The 18,309-nt window shown below is 59.7% G+C and carries 16 protein-coding genes; 8 read left to right on the top strand and 8 right to left on the bottom strand.

Annotation, left to right across the window (positions count from 1 at the left end; genetic code table 11):
* Window positions 1-735 (top strand): 4-hydroxythreonine-4-phosphate dehydrogenase PdxA (gene pdxA / locus JO015_15985; GenBank protein MBW0000598.1); only part of this gene is annotated, 735 nt, incomplete at its 5' end.
* Window positions 736-760: 25 nt separating this feature from the next.
* Window positions 761-1,147 (top strand): hypothetical protein, encoded by a 387-nt coding sequence (locus JO015_15980; protein ID MBW0000597.1) that lies wholly within the window; start codon window positions 761-763, stop codon window positions 1,145-1,147.
* A 301-nt stretch (window positions 1,148-1,448) separates the two neighbouring features.
* Here JO015_15980 and JO015_15975 read toward each other — a convergent pair whose 3' ends face one another.
* The 5 genes from JO015_15975 to JO015_15955 all read right to left on the bottom strand — a co-directional run bounded on the left by JO015_15975 (window position 1,449) and on the right by JO015_15955 (window position 6,958).
* The gene (locus tag JO015_15975; protein MBW0000596.1) at window positions 1,449-2,285 is read right to left on the bottom strand and encodes an NAD(P)-binding domain-containing protein; all 837 of its coding nucleotides are present in this window, start codon (window positions 2,283-2,285) and stop codon (window positions 1,449-1,451) included.
* On the bottom strand, window positions 2,282-3,310 hold the full coding sequence (locus tag JO015_15970) for a Gfo/Idh/MocA family oxidoreductase (GenBank protein MBW0000595.1): 1,029 nt from the start codon (window positions 3,308-3,310) through the stop codon (window positions 2,282-2,284). Before JO015_15970 ends, JO015_15975 begins: the two co-directional genes overlap by 4 nt.
* A 517-nt stretch (window positions 3,311-3,827) precedes the next feature.
* On the bottom strand, window positions 3,828-4,760 hold the full coding sequence (locus tag JO015_15965; GenBank protein MBW0000594.1) for an RNA polymerase sigma factor: 933 nt from the start codon (window positions 4,758-4,760) through the stop codon (window positions 3,828-3,830).
* A 332-nt stretch (window positions 4,761-5,092) separates the two neighbouring features.
* Window positions 5,093-5,650 carry a Uma2 family endonuclease gene (locus JO015_15960; GenBank protein ID MBW0000593.1) on the bottom strand — a complete coding sequence of 186 codons (558 nt, stop codon included), beginning with the start codon at window positions 5,648-5,650 and terminating at the stop codon, window positions 5,093-5,095.
* 348 nt (window positions 5,651-5,998) lie between these two features.
* Window positions 5,999-6,958 (bottom strand): helix-turn-helix transcriptional regulator, encoded by a 960-nt coding sequence (locus JO015_15955; protein ID MBW0000592.1) that lies wholly within the window; start codon window positions 6,956-6,958, stop codon window positions 5,999-6,001.
* 286 nt (window positions 6,959-7,244) lie between these two features.
* Between JO015_15955 and JO015_15950 the strand changes: the two genes are divergently transcribed.
* The 6 genes from JO015_15950 to JO015_15925 all read left to right on the top strand — a co-directional run bounded on the left by JO015_15950 (window position 7,245) and on the right by JO015_15925 (window position 14,262).
* Complete coding sequence (locus JO015_15950) at window positions 7,245-8,540, top strand: extracellular solute-binding protein (GenBank protein MBW0000591.1); 1,296 nt, start codon at window positions 7,245-7,247, stop codon at window positions 8,538-8,540.
* 176 nt (window positions 8,541-8,716) lie between these two features.
* Window positions 8,717-9,658, top strand: a complete 942-nt coding sequence (locus tag JO015_15945; protein MBW0000590.1) for a sugar ABC transporter permease — start codon at window positions 8,717-8,719, stop codon at window positions 9,656-9,658.
* Window positions 9,655-10,506 carry a carbohydrate ABC transporter permease gene (locus tag JO015_15940; GenBank protein MBW0000589.1) on the top strand — a complete coding sequence of 284 codons (852 nt, stop codon included), beginning with the start codon at window positions 9,655-9,657 and terminating at the stop codon, window positions 10,504-10,506. Before JO015_15945 ends, JO015_15940 begins: the two co-directional genes overlap by 4 nt.
* A gap of 57 nt (window positions 10,507-10,563) precedes the next feature.
* Window positions 10,564-11,460 carry a nucleoside hydrolase gene (locus tag JO015_15935; GenBank protein ID MBW0000588.1) on the top strand — a complete coding sequence of 299 codons (897 nt, stop codon included), beginning with the start codon at window positions 10,564-10,566 and terminating at the stop codon, window positions 11,458-11,460.
* Window positions 11,461-11,573: 113 nt separating this feature from the next.
* Window positions 11,574-13,010, top strand: a complete 1,437-nt coding sequence (locus JO015_15930; protein MBW0000587.1) for a DUF4038 domain-containing protein — start codon at window positions 11,574-11,576, stop codon at window positions 13,008-13,010.
* Between the two features lie 196 nt (window positions 13,011-13,206).
* Window positions 13,207-14,262, top strand: a complete 1,056-nt coding sequence (locus JO015_15925) for a zinc-binding dehydrogenase (protein MBW0000586.1) — start codon at window positions 13,207-13,209, stop codon at window positions 14,260-14,262.
* A gap of 535 nt (window positions 14,263-14,797) precedes the next feature.
* Here JO015_15925 and JO015_15920 read toward each other — a convergent pair.
* The 3 genes from JO015_15920 to JO015_15910 form a co-directional block, all read right to left on the bottom strand.
* Window positions 14,798-15,313, bottom strand: coding sequence for an AmiS/UreI family transporter (locus tag JO015_15920; protein MBW0000585.1), 516 nt, complete (start codon window positions 15,311-15,313; stop codon window positions 14,798-14,800).
* Between the two features lie 12 nt (window positions 15,314-15,325).
* Complete coding sequence (locus tag JO015_15915) at window positions 15,326-16,582, bottom strand: acetamidase/formamidase family protein (protein ID MBW0000584.1); 1,257 nt, start codon at window positions 16,580-16,582, stop codon at window positions 15,326-15,328.
* Between the two features lie 297 nt (window positions 16,583-16,879).
* Window positions 16,880-17,173 carry a zinc ribbon domain-containing protein gene (locus tag JO015_15910; protein MBW0000583.1) on the bottom strand — a complete coding sequence of 98 codons (294 nt, stop codon included), beginning with the start codon at window positions 17,171-17,173 and terminating at the stop codon, window positions 16,880-16,882.
* Window positions 17,174-18,309: the final 1,136 nt, after the last annotated feature.

Raw genomic sequence — 18,309 nt, 5'->3', positions numbered from 1 at the left:
ATCTGCGGCGACGCCGCCTACCAGTACCTGGCCCGCGCCGTCGAGTTGGCCCAGGCCGGCCAAATCGATGCCATCTGCACGGCACCGCTCAACAAAGAGGCCCTGCACGCGGGCGGTCACCGGTTTCCCGGGCACACCGAAATGCTGGCCCACCTCACCGGAACGCCGGAGGTCTCGATGATGCTTTCAACGCCGAAGCTGAAAGTCATTCACGTGACCACCCACATCGGGCTGATCGATGCCATCGCCAAGATCGAGCCCGGGCTGGTCGAGCGCACCATCGCGCGGGCGCACGACGTCTTGACTCGCGCCGGCATTGCGCGCCCGCGGATCGGCGTCTGCGGTATCAACCCGCACGCGGGCGAGCATGGCCTGTTCGGGCACGGGGAGGAAGAATCAAAAATCGAGCCGGCGGTACGCGCCTGCCAGGGGCGAGGCTGGGACGTGCAGGGACCGCTGCCGGCCGATACCCTGTTCTTCCGCGCGGGTCGTGGAGATTTCGACATTGTGGTCGCGATGTACCACGATCAGGGACATGGCCCGATCAAGGTGCTCGGCATTGAGGCGGGGGTGAACATTACCGTTGGGCTGCCCGTCGTCCGGACCTCAGTTGATCACGGTACGGCATTCGATATTGCCGGTACCGGCCGAGCCGATGAGCGCAGCCTCCTGGTGGCACTCGAACAGGCCGCCGAGCTCGCACCGAAGCGGGATCAGCAACCCGCGCAGCCCTAGGACAGATCCGGCAGGCCCGCCGGGTGTGCAACGGTGGCGGCAGCCTGAGGCGTCGCCCCGCCTTCAGGCCGCTTCGGGTACCATCCCGAAGATCGACCGGTCCGCCAAAGACAAGCCACAATACGCAATCTTCTCAGACCCGTTGACCGCCGGCCTCCAGGCGCGGGTAGGAGGTGACTTGCACGTCGTAGTGGAGGTAAATGTCACGCTCTTGTTCCGGGGTAAGTTTGGCGTCGCCAGGGTAGACAGGCGCTTCTTCTACGATGAGGCGGGAGTAGGGGAGTTGAACCGAGCAATGAGTGATATCGACCTGCACGTCCTCGGCTGGTACCACCAAACCCTTTCCGGCAGATCCGGTGATTTGGACCCCAAAGAACTGAACGGCGTCACTTCGCTCATGGCACCGAAATGAGAGTAGAGTTCCGATTGGTTGATACGAACAGTCGACGACCGCGAAACCGATCCAAAGCCGGTCCATGCCGCCCCGGCGGGTAGATAATCCTTCCACGGCGAAACTTCGCTGCCGGGCGCCTGAGCGATTCTGCCCTGAAGACAGAGTCAGAATAAACCGGGCGGTACCAGGTAATCAATATGCGCCCTTGGAGGCAACGTTCCCTTAAGGACGGCTCGTGCGGCGCCCGTTTCACCAGCCGGTCGCTTGCCCTCGCCTACTTTGCCAGGTATCCCAGTCTCGTGTCCGGATGATCAATCGATCAGGCCGCGCAGATGTCGCGCACGCTTTCCCGGATCGCCGGCAGGCTGATGACCGCTTCCAGCCAGTCGTCACGGAAAATCCGGGGCCGGTTCTGCTCGATGGCTTTCATGGCGCCGTCGGAAATGGGAAAGCCGGCAAATCCAAAGGCCACGGCCGTTAACGTACGGATGTGACCCAGGCAGAAATCCCGGGCCGCTTGCTCCGGCACGCCGAGGGCAACGGCCCGATTCATGGCCTCGCGCATTGCGGCGATGCAGGTCGCCATCGTCGACTCGACCACCGCCGGTTCCAGAATCGCCATCTGTTCGACCGTGACCCGGTGGATCCGCAGGATGGGCGCGAACATGGCAGCCGCGAGTTGTTCCCCGACGGTATAATGCGCTTCGGGCCCCTGGTGCAGCGCGCAAACGACGCTCTGGGCCAGCGTGCTTTGGCCCCCGAACCAATCGCTCTTTGCAGACGCAGGCTCCGTATCTGAAAACAAGGGCGGGTGGCACGGGTGCGCGATAAAATAAGTGATGTCGTCCCGGCAGGGCATGACGCCGGCGTACGCCGCTGCAGGGTCCAGGCCAACGACGATGGTTCCTGGTTTCAGCTTCGGCACAATGTCATGCGTAATCTTGCCGATGAGCCGGTCGGGCACGGCCAAAATCACGACTTCCGTCCGCCCGAGGGCCTCTTCCATCGGCGTCGTTTCGGTGCCGGCCTCCGCCATTTGCCGGCGTCGTTCCTCACTGGCCTCGACGTAGTCAATTTTGTACTGGGATAGGTGATGGAGATTGGCGGTGATACGACCGCCCATCTTTCCCCCGGCTCCTAAAAGGGTGATATTCATTGTGGTTGGATGGTCAAAGTCTGGTTGAGGCGCGCGCTCTCGTACGCCCCGAACACGAGTTGCAGGGTGCGTAAATTATCGGCGCCGGTGGTCTCGGCGGGCGCACCCCCGCGCAAGCCGCCGACCAGATTTCGGTGGCACTCCACGATGCTGGCATGAATCAAGGCGTAGTTAGGATCCGCCCAGGAGTAAACCGGCGACGGGTGACGCCTTGCATTTGTGCCTTCCTGGTCGGTGACCCGGACCCAGAAATCCGGGGCGAGTTCAATGGAACCGCGACTGCCTTCAATCAGCAGAAAGGTCTCCGGGAACCGCTCAAATTCCAGGCGGCTGGCATAGCTCAGCGTGCAGCTAACCGTCATGCCGTTCTTCATCTGCATCAGCACGGTAGCCACATCTTCGCCCCGGATCGTTTCGTTAACGCGGTGCGTCTGGCACGTCAGCCGTTCGGCCTCGCCGAACAGAAAGCGCGCCACGTCGAGAATGTGGGTACCGACGTCCGACAAGATGAATTGTTCTAACTCACGCAGAAACGGCTGGTTCTCGAATACCGGAAAACTTGAATTGAAATCGATCCGGGCTCGAAACGGTATTCCGATGCGGCCTTCGTCCAGGATTTTCTTTACTTCACGAAGCGGGCGCTGCCAGCGCCAGTTTTCATGAATGAAAAAGGGTACCCCGGCGGTGCGGCAGAGCTGTACCATTGCCTGTGCGGTTTCAAGGTCATTGGCCATCGGCTTTTGGCAAATCACCGGAATCCGGTACCGGACGGCGAGTTCGACCAGGTCGCGGTGGGTGGCCGGACTGGTGATTACATCCACGACGTCAGGCCGGACCTCCTGCAAAAGCTGTTCCGGGTTTTGAAACCGTTTCGGCACGCCGAACCGGTCCGCCACGGCGTTAGCTTGATCAAGATTCAGATCACAAACGGCCACGCACTCTGTACCGGGCAGCTCAAGCCAGGCAGGAATTTGAAAGCGGCTCCAGAAGCCACAGCCGAAAACGGCGACGCGTAAGGGGTCCATGGGGTAACAGCGGCAAACTACGCACGGCGAGGTCCGGCCGCCTAGAAGGATCTCATCATTCTTTAAGACGATTTGCGATGAACCAAACTCCTTCGCGCACAGGGGGCGGAGTTGAGCGGGAAGCTCGACACTCTGCGCCGCAAGCGTCAGCCGATCGATAAACGAGAGGTCCGGAGACCGTAAAGACGACCGACAGCTCTCCGGGGCGGGTGAAAGTCAGCCAGCGGAAAGGGGCTGAAAAGGTCCGGCGGGCTTTTTCCCACCGGCGTTTTCGAGCCATGCGCAAATCTATTTCCTGGCGACTCAACTCGGCTAAAACGATCGACGTTGCCGCGGAACGGGGCGGCACGTCCGTTGACTGCGACGGGCAAGCAGCGGGGGCGTCGTAAAATCTGGTGGCGATTATGGATATGGAACAAGGGTCAAGTCGGTTTAGATTCATGGGCGTCGAGTGCGGCTTCGAAAACCGCGTTTTGGCGCGGCAACCTTCGTTTGTAGGGCGGTTCTTCAGGGAGAGTTAGTCAGGGCGGGCATCGACGTCCGCCGCGACACCCGAGCGGGTGATGAGTTTCCGCAACTCGGAGGCGAAGTCCTTAGGCTTAAGGAATCGATGGTCGCGGAACAACGCGGCGTGTTGACGATCGAGCGCCTCGAGTTCATCCAGGCGGTGCGGAGCGACGTCACGCACCTGAGCCAACCGGTGTGCGGTGAACTGGAGTTGGTGCGGGTCGATGTACCCGGCTTCCATGAATGCGCGGGTCTTTTTTGCGCACCGGCAGGGGTTGGCCAGGTTTACCAAACCGCACTTCTCGTTCATGAACTGATAAAGGTCATGCCGCGCCCGGGTGAGCAGTTGTCGGAAGTTTTCCGGCGACACCTCCATAATTTCCGCACCGATGAGGCTGGTCACCCCGCAGATTTCCCCAAGGATGAAAGCGAGGCGCTGGCGCCGGTCCAGGCACAAGAGCATGGCGATCATGCAGCCGTTGCGCGCCTCTTCCACCAGCAGCGGTAAGTCGACCGGGATCGCCCTGGGATCCGGCAACTCGAGATCGGGCGTCTCGTCGAGGCCTCGCCCCATTTCGGTGAAGGTCGTCGTTTGGCGTTCCAGTTCGGACTTGCGCACCGTGAGCAGGTGATTGACCGCAACGCGGTAAAGCCAGGTGCGGAACCTGCTTTGATGCCGGTAGGTACTCAATTTGGTGACCACTTTGATGAGAATTTCCTGCGTCGCGTCTTCAGCCGCGTCGCGGTGCCAGAGCATCCGGAGGGCCACATTGAAAACCCAGGGTTGATGCCGGCGGATCAGTTGCTCGAGGGCGTCCTTATCGCCGCGCTGTGCCCGGGAGACGAGCGCCTCGTCCACGTTTTCGCTCGTCTCCGAGGTCTCCACGTCAAAGGGATAGGTCCCGTCCTGACGGGTTTCACTGCCGGACTTTAGTGCGTTCATACCTGTTTAGACCTTTTTGGAGGTGATGTGTGACAGCACCGCTCGGCAAAAAGGCAATGGTTGCAGAATGTATCGACCGGATTCACGAGATGGCGCATGGCTTCAGGTAAAGTCCGTTTCGCCGCAGGGGCGCCTTTTGTGGGAACTCGGTATTTCGGCAGAAGATTGCAGTGGTCATCGGTGCGTGCCTGAGGACGGTTTTCGGCCGGTTGAAAACACGACGAACAAAACGGCGTGGCGAGGACCGGCCGGCCGGAGTTTCTTGGCGGCTTCAGTTGCAGACCATTTTGCCCCCTGGCCCTCCGCGGTTTCCCACGGGGGAAGCCGGGGTGTTAACGGAGGATTTTGGCCGGGATCTCGCTCGGAAACTCAGGGCAGAGAGCGGAGCGTTCCAGCTGCCTTTGCGGACCGTAAAAGCTCATCCGGCCTTTGCGGTCGCAGAGCCAGACCTCCCGGACGCCGACCCCGAAATAAGCGGCCGCCTTCTTTTCCATCTCACCCCGCTTCTCCCTCGGCGATTGAACCTCAACGCAGATGTCGGGCGAGAAGTCCGGCAAGGAGAGATCATTATCCTCGACTTGCTGGCCGCGACCGGCCGGGTACCAGACCACATCGGCGACCTTGGCGCCTTGACCAGTCGAAACGGCCCCTTCGGTGAAGGAGACTCCCTCCGGCAAAAGTTGGTTCAACAGGCCGCTGATGCGCTGCTGGCGGATGCGGTGGCGGGTTGCCGGCGGCGGGCTCATGATCAGGTTGCCGTCGCGATCGGTCTCGATCTTTTCGGGGACGTCATCCCATTTCGGGTCGTCGACGATCCGATCCCAGATCGCGCGGTTCAAGGCGTGCTGCTCGGCAAAGGGCCGCTGCTCGGTGGCGGTTCCAACGCTCATGGCTACCCTCCGATCATAATCGGCACCCGCTCGTTAGCCAGCCATTCCGCGCGGTCCTTGGCTCCCGCCAGGCTGAAGCCGTTCCTGGCCAAAGCGTTGGGTCGTCAGAACCCTCCGGTGCCGCGGGTGATCCACACCGACGGGCACGGCGCTTACCCACCGGCCGTTGCGCAACTCGGAACCGGCGGTGTTTTGGACGAAAACTGCCGGCGCCGCAGCGGGCGTTGCCTCAACCAATCGGGTGGAACAGGATCACCGGGCCATCAAGCGGCGGGTCAAAGCCAGCCCGCATTTTCGATCCTTGGGCGCGTAAGGGCTGCGGAAGTTTTCGCGAAGCCCTTTGATCCCCTAACGTCCCTTGGCTCGAAACGCCCGGGGTGTCTGGCCGAAAGCGGCCTTGAAGCGTCGATCGAAATAGCTCTGATCACAAAACCCGACCTCGTTGGCCACTTCGGCGATGGTCAGCCCACTCTCCTTCAGCAACCTCAAGGCGTGCGACAGGCGTACGTGGGTCACGTAACTGACAAAGGTCATCCCGGCAACCTTTTTGAACAGCTTCATAAACTGCGGCTGGCTCATTTTGGCCAGCGCGGCCGCCTGGCGCAGGGTAGTCGGCTGAGCATACGAGGTTGAAATGAGTTCGAAAACGGGCCGGAGCTTTGCGGCACGCTCCTGCTGCCGGATGAATTCGGACCGCAAGTAGTCGGCGGAGTGAAATTGTTGGGCTAACAGGTAAAGGAGCTGCAGCAGGTAGGCCCTGCAACCCGCCTGGAAATAGGTGGCTCGCTCAAAATAGCAGCGAACCAGGCGTGCCATGGCTTCCTGCATGCCGGGCAGAAACGGTGAACCTGCCTCAACCACGTGCGGCCGGTCGGACGGGCCAAAATAAAATGGCAGAAGGAAGAAGTAATCGTGCGAAGGTGAGCCGAGGGTGTAGACAAACTCCGGTAGGAAACTGACGACGATCACCCGCGTGTCGAACCCGGGGTAGTCTACCGTCATGTGCAGCTTAAGATTTTCGACGATCAGGATTTCCCCGGGCCCGACGTCGGCTTGACGGTTGCCCATCCGCATTTTCACCGTCCCGTCCAGCGGAAGAAAGATCTCCAGGCGTTCGTGCCAGGTCATGCCTGGGGTCCGGTCCCGGTGGCGAAAGTGGAAAAGCCTGATGACGAAGGGAAATTCGCGATCGAGTGGCTCGTCGTAGCGGCCAGTCGTATCGAATTTGATCCGGTGCAGTTCGAACGGGAGCCCATCGGCCACCTCAAACAAAACTGGCGAGGCGGATGATTTGTTCCTTGAATGCATTTTAACGAAGCGAGATCGTGTCCGGCAAAGCCGGGCGCCAAGCCTTCGGCCTTGCGCCCGACGGATGCGTCGCTCAGGGGGGGGAAGCGCCTTGCCAGAATCGCATCTTCCGACCGCCGGTTCACCGAAATAAAGACAAATTTCCTCTGATCCGGCAGGCAACCCGTTCCCGGCAGAACGCGCGAAAGCGTGACTTGGGGTCATTTTGTACTAAAGAAAGATCAAAGATTTCTATTCCGGAACCCATGATGCCGCTATAAGTGCGGATCTCAAATCCCCGCTAATCATGAAACCCGGATTCCTTCGTTCCCTCTTCCCCGCGGCCATGCTTGCCGCCGTAACCTGGGCCGCATCGGCCGGCATGGCCCAAAATTCCGTCCAAGGGCCGGTCCCTTCCGGTAACGTCATCTTCTCCTTCTGGGGCATCGCCTCTCAGCCGTGGCAGGTGATGATCGACGACTTTCAGAAGACTTACCCGAATCTCAAAGTTAAATGGACCAAGTACAGCACCGACGAAATCAAACAGGCGGTTCGCGTTGCTTCTGCGGCAGGCAAATTGTCCGATGCCTGGTTCAACTGGGGCGGCAGCCTGGCATCGCCCTATGAAGAGGGAGGCCACGCCCTTGAACTAACCCCGGAGTTGATGGCGGCGTACGGGGTAGACAAACACATCGTGCCCGCGGCGCTCGAATTGGCGCGCCATAACGGTAAACTCTACGGCGTGCCCGTCTGGGTGCGTCCCATGACGATCTTCTACAAGAAAAGTCTGTTCGATAAATACGGGCTGTCGGCGCCGAAAACCTTCGAAGAATTGGAGCAGGTTTGTCAGACGCTCAAATCCAAGGGGATCACGCCGATTGCATGCGGCGGCAAGTTCAGTTGGATGACGATGCGGACCACGGATTTCTTTATCGAACATTATGCGGGACCGGCCACCCACGATAAGCTGTTCGCGCTGGAAGAATCGTACAATTCTCCAGCTGTCATTCAGGCGTTTGCCAAGCTGAAAGAATGGGTCGGCAAAGGTTATTTTAACGACGGCTTCATTTCCCTGGATCCCGATCAGGCATTGCCCCTTCTCTTCCAGGACCGCGCCGCCATGATCTTCCAGGGCCCCTGGATCGAAGACCAGAACGTCATCAGGTCGCATCAGGATCCGAAAAACTATGTGCCGATCATCGCCCCTTCCGATCAGAAACCGGTGAGGATTTCCGGGTTCCAGGAACAGATCCAGTTCTGGTCCAAGTCCAAGGGCGACGCGCAAAAAGCTGCGCTCCTGTTCGCCTCCTTCATCACCACGCCGGAGATCGCCCAGCGACACATCAGCGAGTTCGGCGCGCCGAGCGCGGTAACCGGCGTTTTACCGTCTGAAGACCACCCGATCACCTCGCAGATGGCCAAGTGGCTCCAAGGCGAGGTGCAGCTTTACCTGCCGACCGACCAGGCGGTGCCGCAGGAAATCGTGAACGCGTTTTTCCAGGCCCAGGATTCCGTTGTGCTCGGTACCATCACGCCCGAAGCCGCAGCCGCTCAAATTCAAAAGGCCGTCGAGGCGTACAAGTCCGCGCACAAAGCCGGGTAAGTCAAACGGCCACAAGGTCGACGGGGCATCCCGGCTCGGCGGGTTGCCCCGGCGCAATCAATGAGCCTGCAGGCGTCGTCCTCTCCCCGTGGACGATCCCGGCCAGGCAAAGCCGCAAGTTCAACACCTGACTTTCTTCTTCTTCTACTATCCTGAACATTCAAAGGCGTCGCAAGATGGCCACCTTACAAAAGCCGCCGGCGGCTCAGCCGGCTTCTCTTAAAACCACGAAACCGCCAAAGCCGCGCGATGATTATCAGCGGTTCCTGCCCTGGTGGTTTCTTGCGCCGGCCCTGATCATCTACTCGGTGGTGGTCGTTTATCCCATGCTTTACTCGGCTTACCTGAGCCTCTTTCGTTGGGACGGCATCTCGCCCACCAAGGTCTTCGTCGGGTCGGACAATTATGTCGCTTTGTTCACTCAGAATGACGTGTTTTGGATTGCTCTCAAAAACAACGCCGTCTGGCTGGCAGCTGCGTTGCTCTTACCTACCAGTATCGGCCTGGGCCTCGCGCTGCTGCTGAACCTTAAATTCCGGGGCAGCGCGGTGTTCCGCAGCATCTTTTATTTCCCGGCGGTGTTGTCCCTGGCTGTCGTCGGCTTGATCTGGACCTGGATCTATCACCCTGACCTTGGCCTGCTTAATCAGGCGCTCAGAGGCGTGGGCTTAAAGGCGTTCGAACGCAATTGGCTATCGGACCCGAACCTTGCGCTTTACCCGGTCATCATCGCCGCGACCTGGAATGCGGTCGGCCTGCCTATGCTCTTGTTCCTGGCCGGCCTGCAAACCGTACCGGTGGAATTGTTGGAAGCCGCCAAGGTTGAAGGGGCGGGTCCGATCCGGCGCTTTGTGCACGTGACGTTCCCGCTCCTGCGTGAAACCACGCTGATCGTGCTGGCGATCACGGCCATCAACGCCCTCAAGGCTTATGACATCGTCTACGCGATGACCAACGGCGGACCGGCCAACCGGACCCAGTTGCTCAGTACGTGGATGTATTTCCTGACCTACAACTACAACACCGTAGGGCAGGGAACCGCCATCGCCGTCGTGCTTTTTTCGCTGACGCTGATCTTTGCCATCCCTTACCTCCGATTGATGACGCGAAAAACATGAGCCAATCGCTTCATAAACCCGCTTACCTGCTGCCGAGAACGGGTAAGGTAACCCTCTTTTACGTCGCGCTCGGTCTGGCGGCACTGCTCTGGTTCACGCCGGTCATCACGCTCATTCTTACGGCGCTTAAAGATGCGGGCGACTTCGCCGTCAACGGGGCGTTCTCGCTCCCGAAGGCGATCCGGTGGTCGAACTTCAGCGAAGCCTGGGACACCGGCGTGAAGAACTATTTCTGGAACAGCGTTATCGTTACCAGCATCAAGGTTCCTGCCGGTATCCTCATCGAATCTTTGGCCGCTTTTGCACTCACCCACATGCACTTCAAGTGGGCGGACCGGGTGTTCACCTACATCCTCATCGGCTTGATCGTGCCCATCCAGATGACGCTCGTACCCCTGACGTTGCTGATGAACGCCCTTAACCTTATCGATACGTTAACGGGTTTGACGTTCCTCTACATCGGCTTCGGCGTTCCCTTCGGCGTGTTGGTACTACGAGGATTTTTCCGCACGATCCCAACCGCGCTCATCGAGGCGGCACGATTGGACGGCGCATCCTGGTTTCGCATCTTTTACCGGATCGCTTTGCCATTGGCGATTCCCGCGGTGGTCTCGCTCTGCATCCTGGACGGGGTTGCAACCTGGAACGAATTCATCCTGGCCCAGATCTTTTTGCGTTCCGACGAAATGCGGACCCTACCGCTGGGTCTGGTGCAGTTCAGTACCCAGTTTTCCACCCAGTATGACCAGCTTGCCGCGGCGGTGCTGATCGCGGTGGTCCCGGTAGTCCTGGTGTTTCTCTTCTTCCAACGCTACTTCGTCAGCGGCATGGGCGGGGCAGTCAAGTAAACATAGACGAACCTTTAGCGACCCATCTCCCTTCCGCCTCGGCAGTTGCAAAAAATTATGGACCCCCTCTTTACCCCTGACCCCTCCAAAAAAGTCCGGGTCATCCTTAACACCGACGCCAAGAACGAGGCCGACGATCAGTACGCGATCGTGCACGCCATCTTGACGCCGCTTTTTGACCTGCACGGCATCATCCCCGCCCACTTCGGCGACCGGCGGGGACCGGGCAGCCTGCAGGCCAGCCACGAGGAAGTGCTGAAATTACTCGACCTGATGAACCTGGCGGGCCGTATTCCGATCCACCCCGGGGCCCCGGGCGCCCTTCCGGACGAAAAAACCGCTGTGCCTTCTGAAGGGTCAGCTTTGATCATCGGCGAGGCGTTGAAAGATGACCCGCGCCCGCTTCACGTCGCTTTTCTGGGACCGCTGACCGACATGGCTTCGGCCCTCCTTGAGGAACCCGCCATCGCCGAGCGCAACGTGCGCGTCGTCTGGATCGGCGGCGAGGATTGGCCGGTGGGGGGGTGGGAGTTTAACCTGTCGAATGATGTCAACGCCGCCAACGTCGTGTTCCGGTCGAAGGTGGAGGTCTGGCAGATCCCCAGCACGATCTATAAACGGATGGCGGTCAGTTACGCGGAACTGGTAGAAAGAGTTTACGACAAGGGAGAACTTGGTAAATACCTGGTCGAACAACTCGTCGATTGGAATAACCGGCACCATCGCGGCGACCCGATCGAACACCGCTCTCTCGGGGATTCGCCCGCAGTCGGCGTGATGATGTACCCGGAGTGCGGGTGGTTCGAGTGGCGGGCCGCGCCGGAGTTCAACGCGGAAATGAATTACGCGCACACCGGCGGTAACCGCCCGATCCGCGTTTACCGTGCCGTGGACCAGAGGTTTATCATGGAGGATTTCTTTGCCAAACTGGCCCGGTGGCACCGCAAAGCATAAAACAGGCTTATTCCACGCTCCGGCACCGAAAACCGGCATTCGAGTGTGGTCGCCGCGTTTGCCCGGTCCGGACCTGAAAATCCGCTTCGACGGTGCCGACTCCCTCCTTACCCATGCCGGATGAGCCATCACGCCCAACCACCCGGCAGGAACCGGACAGCCCGCCCCTGAGGGTTAGCGGGAACCGGCGTTTTCTGGTCCGCGCGGACGGATCACCTTTCGCCTGGTTTGCCGATACGGCTTGGGAACTGTTCCACCGCCTTACGCGCGAAGAGGCGGCTGTCTATTTGAATAAAAGGGCCGGGCAAGGGTTTACCCTCATCCAGGCCGTCGTCCTGGCGGAATTCGAAGGCGTTCGTCACCCTAATGCGTACGGCGACTCTGCCCTGATCGGGGACGATCCGGCCCAGCCGAACGATGCGTATTTCCGCCACGTCGACTGGATAGTCGCCCAGGCAAACGCGCTTGGCTTGGTTGTCGGAATGTTGCCGACCTGGGGCGATAAAGTGGGAAAAACTCATGGGGACGGTCCCCGGATTTTTACGCCGCGAAACGCCCGGACTTATGGCGAGACCCTGGGCAGACGGTACCGTCATGCAGGCCTGGTCTGGATCCTCGGTGGCGACCGCCTCGTCGACGACGAAGAAAAGCGCGCCATCTGGCGCTCCCTGGGGGAAGGCTTGCGCGCGGGAGACGGCGGAGCGCACCTCGTCACGTTTCATCCCCGCGGGGGTGACGACGTGGTGTCTACCTCTGCGCACGCCTTTCCTAATGCCGATCCGCTCCTGGACTTCAACATGCGTCAGAACGGCCACGGGGATCGCACCAGGACCTGGCAGAGAATTGCCGATGATTACGCGCGGGAACCCGTCAAGCCGGTTCTGGATGGCGAACCGTTGTACGAGGACCATCCGATTGGGTTCGACGCGGCCAATCAGGGCTATTCCAACGCGCACGATGTCCGGCGTTTCTTGTACCTGGACCTGTTTGCGGGGGCGTTCGGGCACACCTACGGCCATCATACCATCTGGCAGTTCCACGCTCCCGAACGCGGCGAGGGCGTCAACCGGCCGCTGGGGTACTGGCGGGAGGCCCTGGACAGCCCCGGCGCATGGCAGGTGCGCCACGCGCGTGCCCTTCTTGAAAGCCGCCCGTTCCTGAGCCGCATCCCCGACCCGGAGTTAGTGGTCCCATCTTCGGTGCCGAACGCCGTTCCGGGGACAGGCACAAAGCGTGTAGGCGCTACCCGGGACGAAAGCGGGCGCTACGCGATGGTCTACAGCGCCAGTTCCCGGAAGTACCTCGTCTGTACGGACGCCCTGAACGGCAACCAGTTGCATTTTTGGTGGTTTAACCCCCGGAACGGCACCCACGTCGACCTGGGCGTTTTCGACCGGCGCCCCCGCGTGGAAGTCAGCCCGCCATGCCTTGGCGAGAACGTCGATTTTGTTTTGGTGATCGATGATGCCGGCCAAAGTTTCCCCGCGCCGGGCTCGGGCCAGGGCACACCCGCGAGCGACGAGGAAGGAGGCGCCATCCGTCTGCTTTGAGTTGCGAGTTGCCCCCCTTTCTTACCTGCACCTCCGGATCGAGCGTATGCCGCATTCAGGGGCTTGATTTCACCCGTGAATCGCACGAACTGGTACAGGCTTCGGGCGACCTTTGCTGCAGTTGCCGCTTCGGTGCCGGGCGCAGGCCGCATACGGAGCGGGGTCAGACGGCACCTCGGGGCGGGAAGAGTTCTGTATGTTAGCGGTACGAAAACTGGAACGCGGGATCGGCAACGTTAAGGTCCGGCAAATAGAGGAGCCGCGGCCCGACGCGGATCAGGTCGTTATTGCGGTTAACTCTGCGGGAATATGCGGTACCGACCTGCATATCTACCTTGACGAATTTGAAACTTACCCGCCGGTTACGATCGGCCATGAACTGGCCGGCGAAATCGTCGAGTTGGGACGCAATGTCTCCGGGTGGAATGTAGGAGATCGGGTGACCACGGAGACTTACTTTTACACCTGCGGCAAATGCCTCCATTGCCGTTGCGGCCGAAGAAATCTGTGCGTAAAACGGCGATCCATCGGCTCAAAGCAGGACGGTGCCTTTGCCCCTTACCTGGTAACGCCGGCGTCTAACCTGCATCGCGTTCCCGACGAACTTGATCTGGAGAGTGCCGCCATGACTGAGCCGTTGGCGTGCACGGTTCACGGGGTCATCGAAACCGCCCAGGTGCGGGCCGGCGACACCGTGGCGATCACGGGCCCCGGACCCATTGGATTACTGGCCTTGCAGCTGGCTAAAGGGGCGGGAGCGACCGTGCTTGTGATCGGCACCGACCAGGATTCAGAACGGCTCAACATGGCCGAGGCCTTGGGCGCCGATGGCATTATTAACGCGCAACGAGTTGATGACGTTGCGCAAGCGGCGGCGGATATTCTCCATTCGGAAGGCGCTGACCTCGTGGTTGAATGCTCGGGTGCTGCCCCGGCCGCCGGGACGTTGACCAGCCTGGCGCGCCGGGGCGGCCGCTTTTGCCAGATGGGGTTATACGGCAAACCGATTGCGTTTGATCAGGATGCCGTTTGTTATAAGGAGCTGGTAGTCACCGGCACAAACGCCAGCGTGCCTTCGGCGTGGCCCCGCGCTCTGAAATTGCTCGCGGAACGAAAGGTGGATGCCAAACGGCTGATTACCCATCGCTATACCATCGTCGAGTGGGATAAAGCACTCGAGGTGGTGAAGAACAAGGAGGGCGTGAAAGTTCTCCTGAAACCAGGTGATCCAGCCCCGAAGGGATGCTATTGAGGTTGAACAGATAGGATCATGGGAAGGGTAGACAGGTGACCTGCTCGATCCGGCAGGCCGGAAACGGAAAATGTTGGTACATCGATCGATAATATACATTGCCAAGCCCATCAGGCTCTCTCCCGGCGCGACGCCTGCCACCCAAGGTGCGGGCGAGCGAAAAGTTCATGCGCATACGGATGAGAAAAACCCTTTAAATATGCGGGTTCTCGTAGGTTTCATGCGCACGAACCCTTACAACACGACTTGGCCAGCACGCTCACCTTGCCGGGCGATCAATCGCGTTCAAATTCGATCGGTTACGTAACAAGCCGCGGCCAACCTCCTCCCCTGGGACGACGTGGCTGCGAGATCCGGGTGTTCTTTGCCTGAAAACAGCAACAGCACTCCGCAACGGGCGCCAGGAATTAACCCAGCCACAATGCGCCGCCGCAAGTCGATGGGCGCGCATTGAGTTGTGCGGGCCGAAACCGATCGATGGGCTCTCGGATCGGCCACACTTTAAACACATCGGCGGAAAATGAAACCGAGCGTCCTATTTGAGAAGGCCGTTGAGCAGCAAGAAGCCCGGAAGCCAGCCGGTAAGAATCCCCTCGATAACCGCGACGATCCCGGCAAGCTTGGCAATTGGTTTCTGCATCACGAGAAGAACGAAAAACAGGAACCACAAAACCCCCCACGCAGCCCAACATAGGCCTAACCAGACGCCCCAGGTCGTCGTCGCGCCTTGCAGCGTCTGAAGGCACACCGGAACCGTGGTGACGGCCACGAATAAGCAGAACCAGCCTAATCCGCGACCATCAGCGCCGTTGTACCGATTCCATGCAACCCAGAAGTAGGTGAATGTGAACAGAAGCAAAAGCGCACCCGCCTTGATCGATGCCAAGTCAGCACCCGGACCGAATGCGAGATTAAGAGCTACCAGCAACGTGATTCCGCCAACGAAAATGTCGATGACCGCGATCTCCTTATCACCAATCCGGCCAAGCAACCAGAGACCGTTTAGACACAACACGGCGCCCACATAAAATAAGGCCAGTCCTGCTAACACAGAGCGTTCTCCTTAGTTCGATGACTTCGGCACTGGAACGCCTTGCTTCACCTGGTGGGGCTTCCCGCTCGCAGACGGGCGGACGTCGAAGTCGAAGATCGCCCTAGGGATGTAGATCGTCGCACACGAGTTCGGGATGTCAACCACACCGGAGAACCGTCCCTCGACCGGCGCTGACCCCAGGATCATGTACGCCTGGATGTCCGTGTAGCCGAATTTCATGAGATAATCGATGGCGTGGTGGCAGGCGCGCGCGTAAGCCAATTGCGAGTCCAGATAGTGCTGCTTGCCGGCGAGGTCTACCGAGACACCCGAGAATGCAAGCCACTCCGAGTAGTGCGGATCGCGGATGCCGGGCATGAAGATCGCATTCTCACCAACGCCATACGTGGCCATGCCACCCTTGATGAGATCGACGTGCAGGTCCATGAACCCGCCCATCTCAATTGCGCCGCAGAACGTAATCTCGCCATCGCCCTGGGAGAAGTGCAGGTCACCAAACGACAACTTCGCCCCAGGAACAAAGACAGGATAGAAGACCCGGCTTCCCGCGGTTAGGTTCTTGATGTCCTGGTTTCCGCCGTTTTCACGAGGCGGAGCCGTCCGGGCTGCCTCGCGAGCGACCCGATCGAACTCGGCGCCCTTGAGAGATCCCAGAATGGCGCTGTCAGGGAGCGGGGGCAGAGCCAGCGGCGGCACACGATGGGGGTCGGTCGCAATCAGGTCGGTTTCGCGCTTCGTCCACTTTGCGAGCAGTTCGGCCGACGGTGCGGTACCCATCAGACCCGGGTGATGGATGCCCGCGTAAGAGACTTCCGGAATGTGACGCGAGGTGGCGACGTCGCCCTTGAAGTCCCAGATCACCTTGTAGGCATCGGGGAACCGCTCCGTGAGGAAGCCGCCGCCGTTCTTCGTGGCAAACACGCCGGTATAGCCCCAGCCCATGCCCGAAAAGGGCCCTTCGTCCTCTTGATCGCAGGCGTCGATCTCGAGGATGTCGACGATCAGCAGGTCGCCAGGTTCGGCGCCCTCGACGTAGAACGGCCCACTGAGGACGTGCACCCCTGGAAGCGGGGCATGCCGAACGTCATCTGCCGATTCATCGTTGTGAATGGCTCCATCGAACCACTCGCGGATATCCGCGCGGAAGACTTCGCCGGGTTTGATGTTTACCGCCGCAGGAATGTCTGGGTGCCATCGATTGTGCCCAACAATTTTCTGGTCGGTGAACTTCTTAGTGTTATCCAACGGAAACAGATTCTTCGGCATATCAAGACGTCTCTTTCGTTCGTTAGGTGTTCAGGTTGCTTACAAATGGGAAAATTCAGACACGCGTCCTCGGAAAGGCAGACCGTGTATCAGCGATCTAGCGATCTTAAGCGCACCTCGCAATCCATGACTCTAGCGGATGCCGAGAACCTATTCGCGACGGTGAAGCGCCAGTTCGAACGAGTGATCTCACCCGCGACTGACACCAAGGGCCCCTCGTTTTTGCCGCTAGAAGTAAATAACGCAGAGGCCAATCCGGACGACTTCGAATCGCGATCGCGAAGTCAGTAGTCATCATCATGGCCTCGGGAGGCGGCTGAGCGCGGGGGTCAGCGGGAGCACAGGCGTCCGCCTGCGTTTGCCGGTCGAAGGCAGGGAGGTCACCACGCCCGGTTCATGGCGACTCTTCTCCGCGTGATCCATTGCAGCAAGCAAGGTAGCACGTGACCCGCTCCTGATCATCGGCGCCGAGAACACTCGCCTCGCCTCGCTGCCGCACACCGAACATGTGGCCGACCTCTGTGCCGTACCGAGCGGGCGAGTTATCTCGAACACGCCATGTTGATCACACCGATACTCATATATAGGCATCGCGCTCTCTCTTTCTCAGTCAGCAACGTTACATTCCAAAAATAACTTTGGCGGGTACTTCGAGACGGCACACCTGTGGCACTTTCGCAATCGCACGTCCGGGGGGTTGTGCCACGGCTTAAACGACCCCGAATGTAGTAGGCGTTTGAGCTGCTTGCAAGGACAATCATACGCCGGAGGAATCGGAGATTGTCATACATTTGAAACGCGCCATGAACGCAGTAACAAACTGCTCGGAGTGAAGAAGTTATGAAAACCGTTCCCAAAAGGAGCCGGGTAAATATTGGGTGAACGCGTCGGAAAAAAAGGCGACTTGAGGCCCATTTCTGCGGGAGACGCCGCGGGTCAGCCGCCAGGGTAGTGCCCCGGGCATGGGGACCACCACGCAATCGGGCGGCAAGGCCGCAAGGACGTTCCAGCAGCAACAGGCCGCGCTTCAAAAGCCCAGAATCGGCTCTTGCGGGCCGAAGTGGCTGAACTCCAGCAGCGACGCTTCGGTCGCAAGAGCGAGCAAACCCGCCGAGTGACCCTTTTAGGCGGTGGCGGGCCAAGCGCAAGCGTTCATCGTACCCGGGGCCAGCAACCCGGCCGGGCCGGTCTTGGTCGCAAGCTACGCGAGACGCTGCCCGATGGATGATACCATTTAGACGAGTATCTCGGTAACATTTCGACCGGATTTCAGCCCCGAAGGGGCGCTGGAACATAGGCCGAGGTTTACCCTGGGTAACCGTCAAATCACGATCGAGCCCTCCTAAGGCGTCACGCCTTAGGAGGGCTGGGTCGAGTGGAGAAACGCTTTCCCAGGGTAAACCCTGGGCTATGTTCCTTTGGCCCTTCAGGCCATCAAACCGCCTACCGGCCCGTTTGGCCTCGCCCGTGTATACAGTCAAATAGGTGTAACGCCGGCAGCGCCTGGGAAGGAAGACAAAATTTTACCTCCATGGCCGTCGAAATGGTATTACACCCATTAGACCGTATAGGCTCGATCGTGATTTTACGGTTACCCAGGGGGTAAACCCCCATAAGCGCTAACTTGTTTTGAGACCAACCTCTCAGCCTGACCCTACGAACGTAGGGTATGGAACCCGGCACTGTGGTCGATGAGGATTGGGAACTGCTACGGACCTTTTTCCCGG

The organism is Verrucomicrobiota bacterium (assembly GCA_019247695.1).
Taxonomy (GTDB): Bacteria; Verrucomicrobiota; Verrucomicrobiia; order Chthoniobacterales; family JAFAMB01; genus JAFBAP01.
The sequence above is the reverse complement of the archived record's forward strand: the minus strand, read 5'-3'. Positions and strand labels throughout refer to the sequence as shown.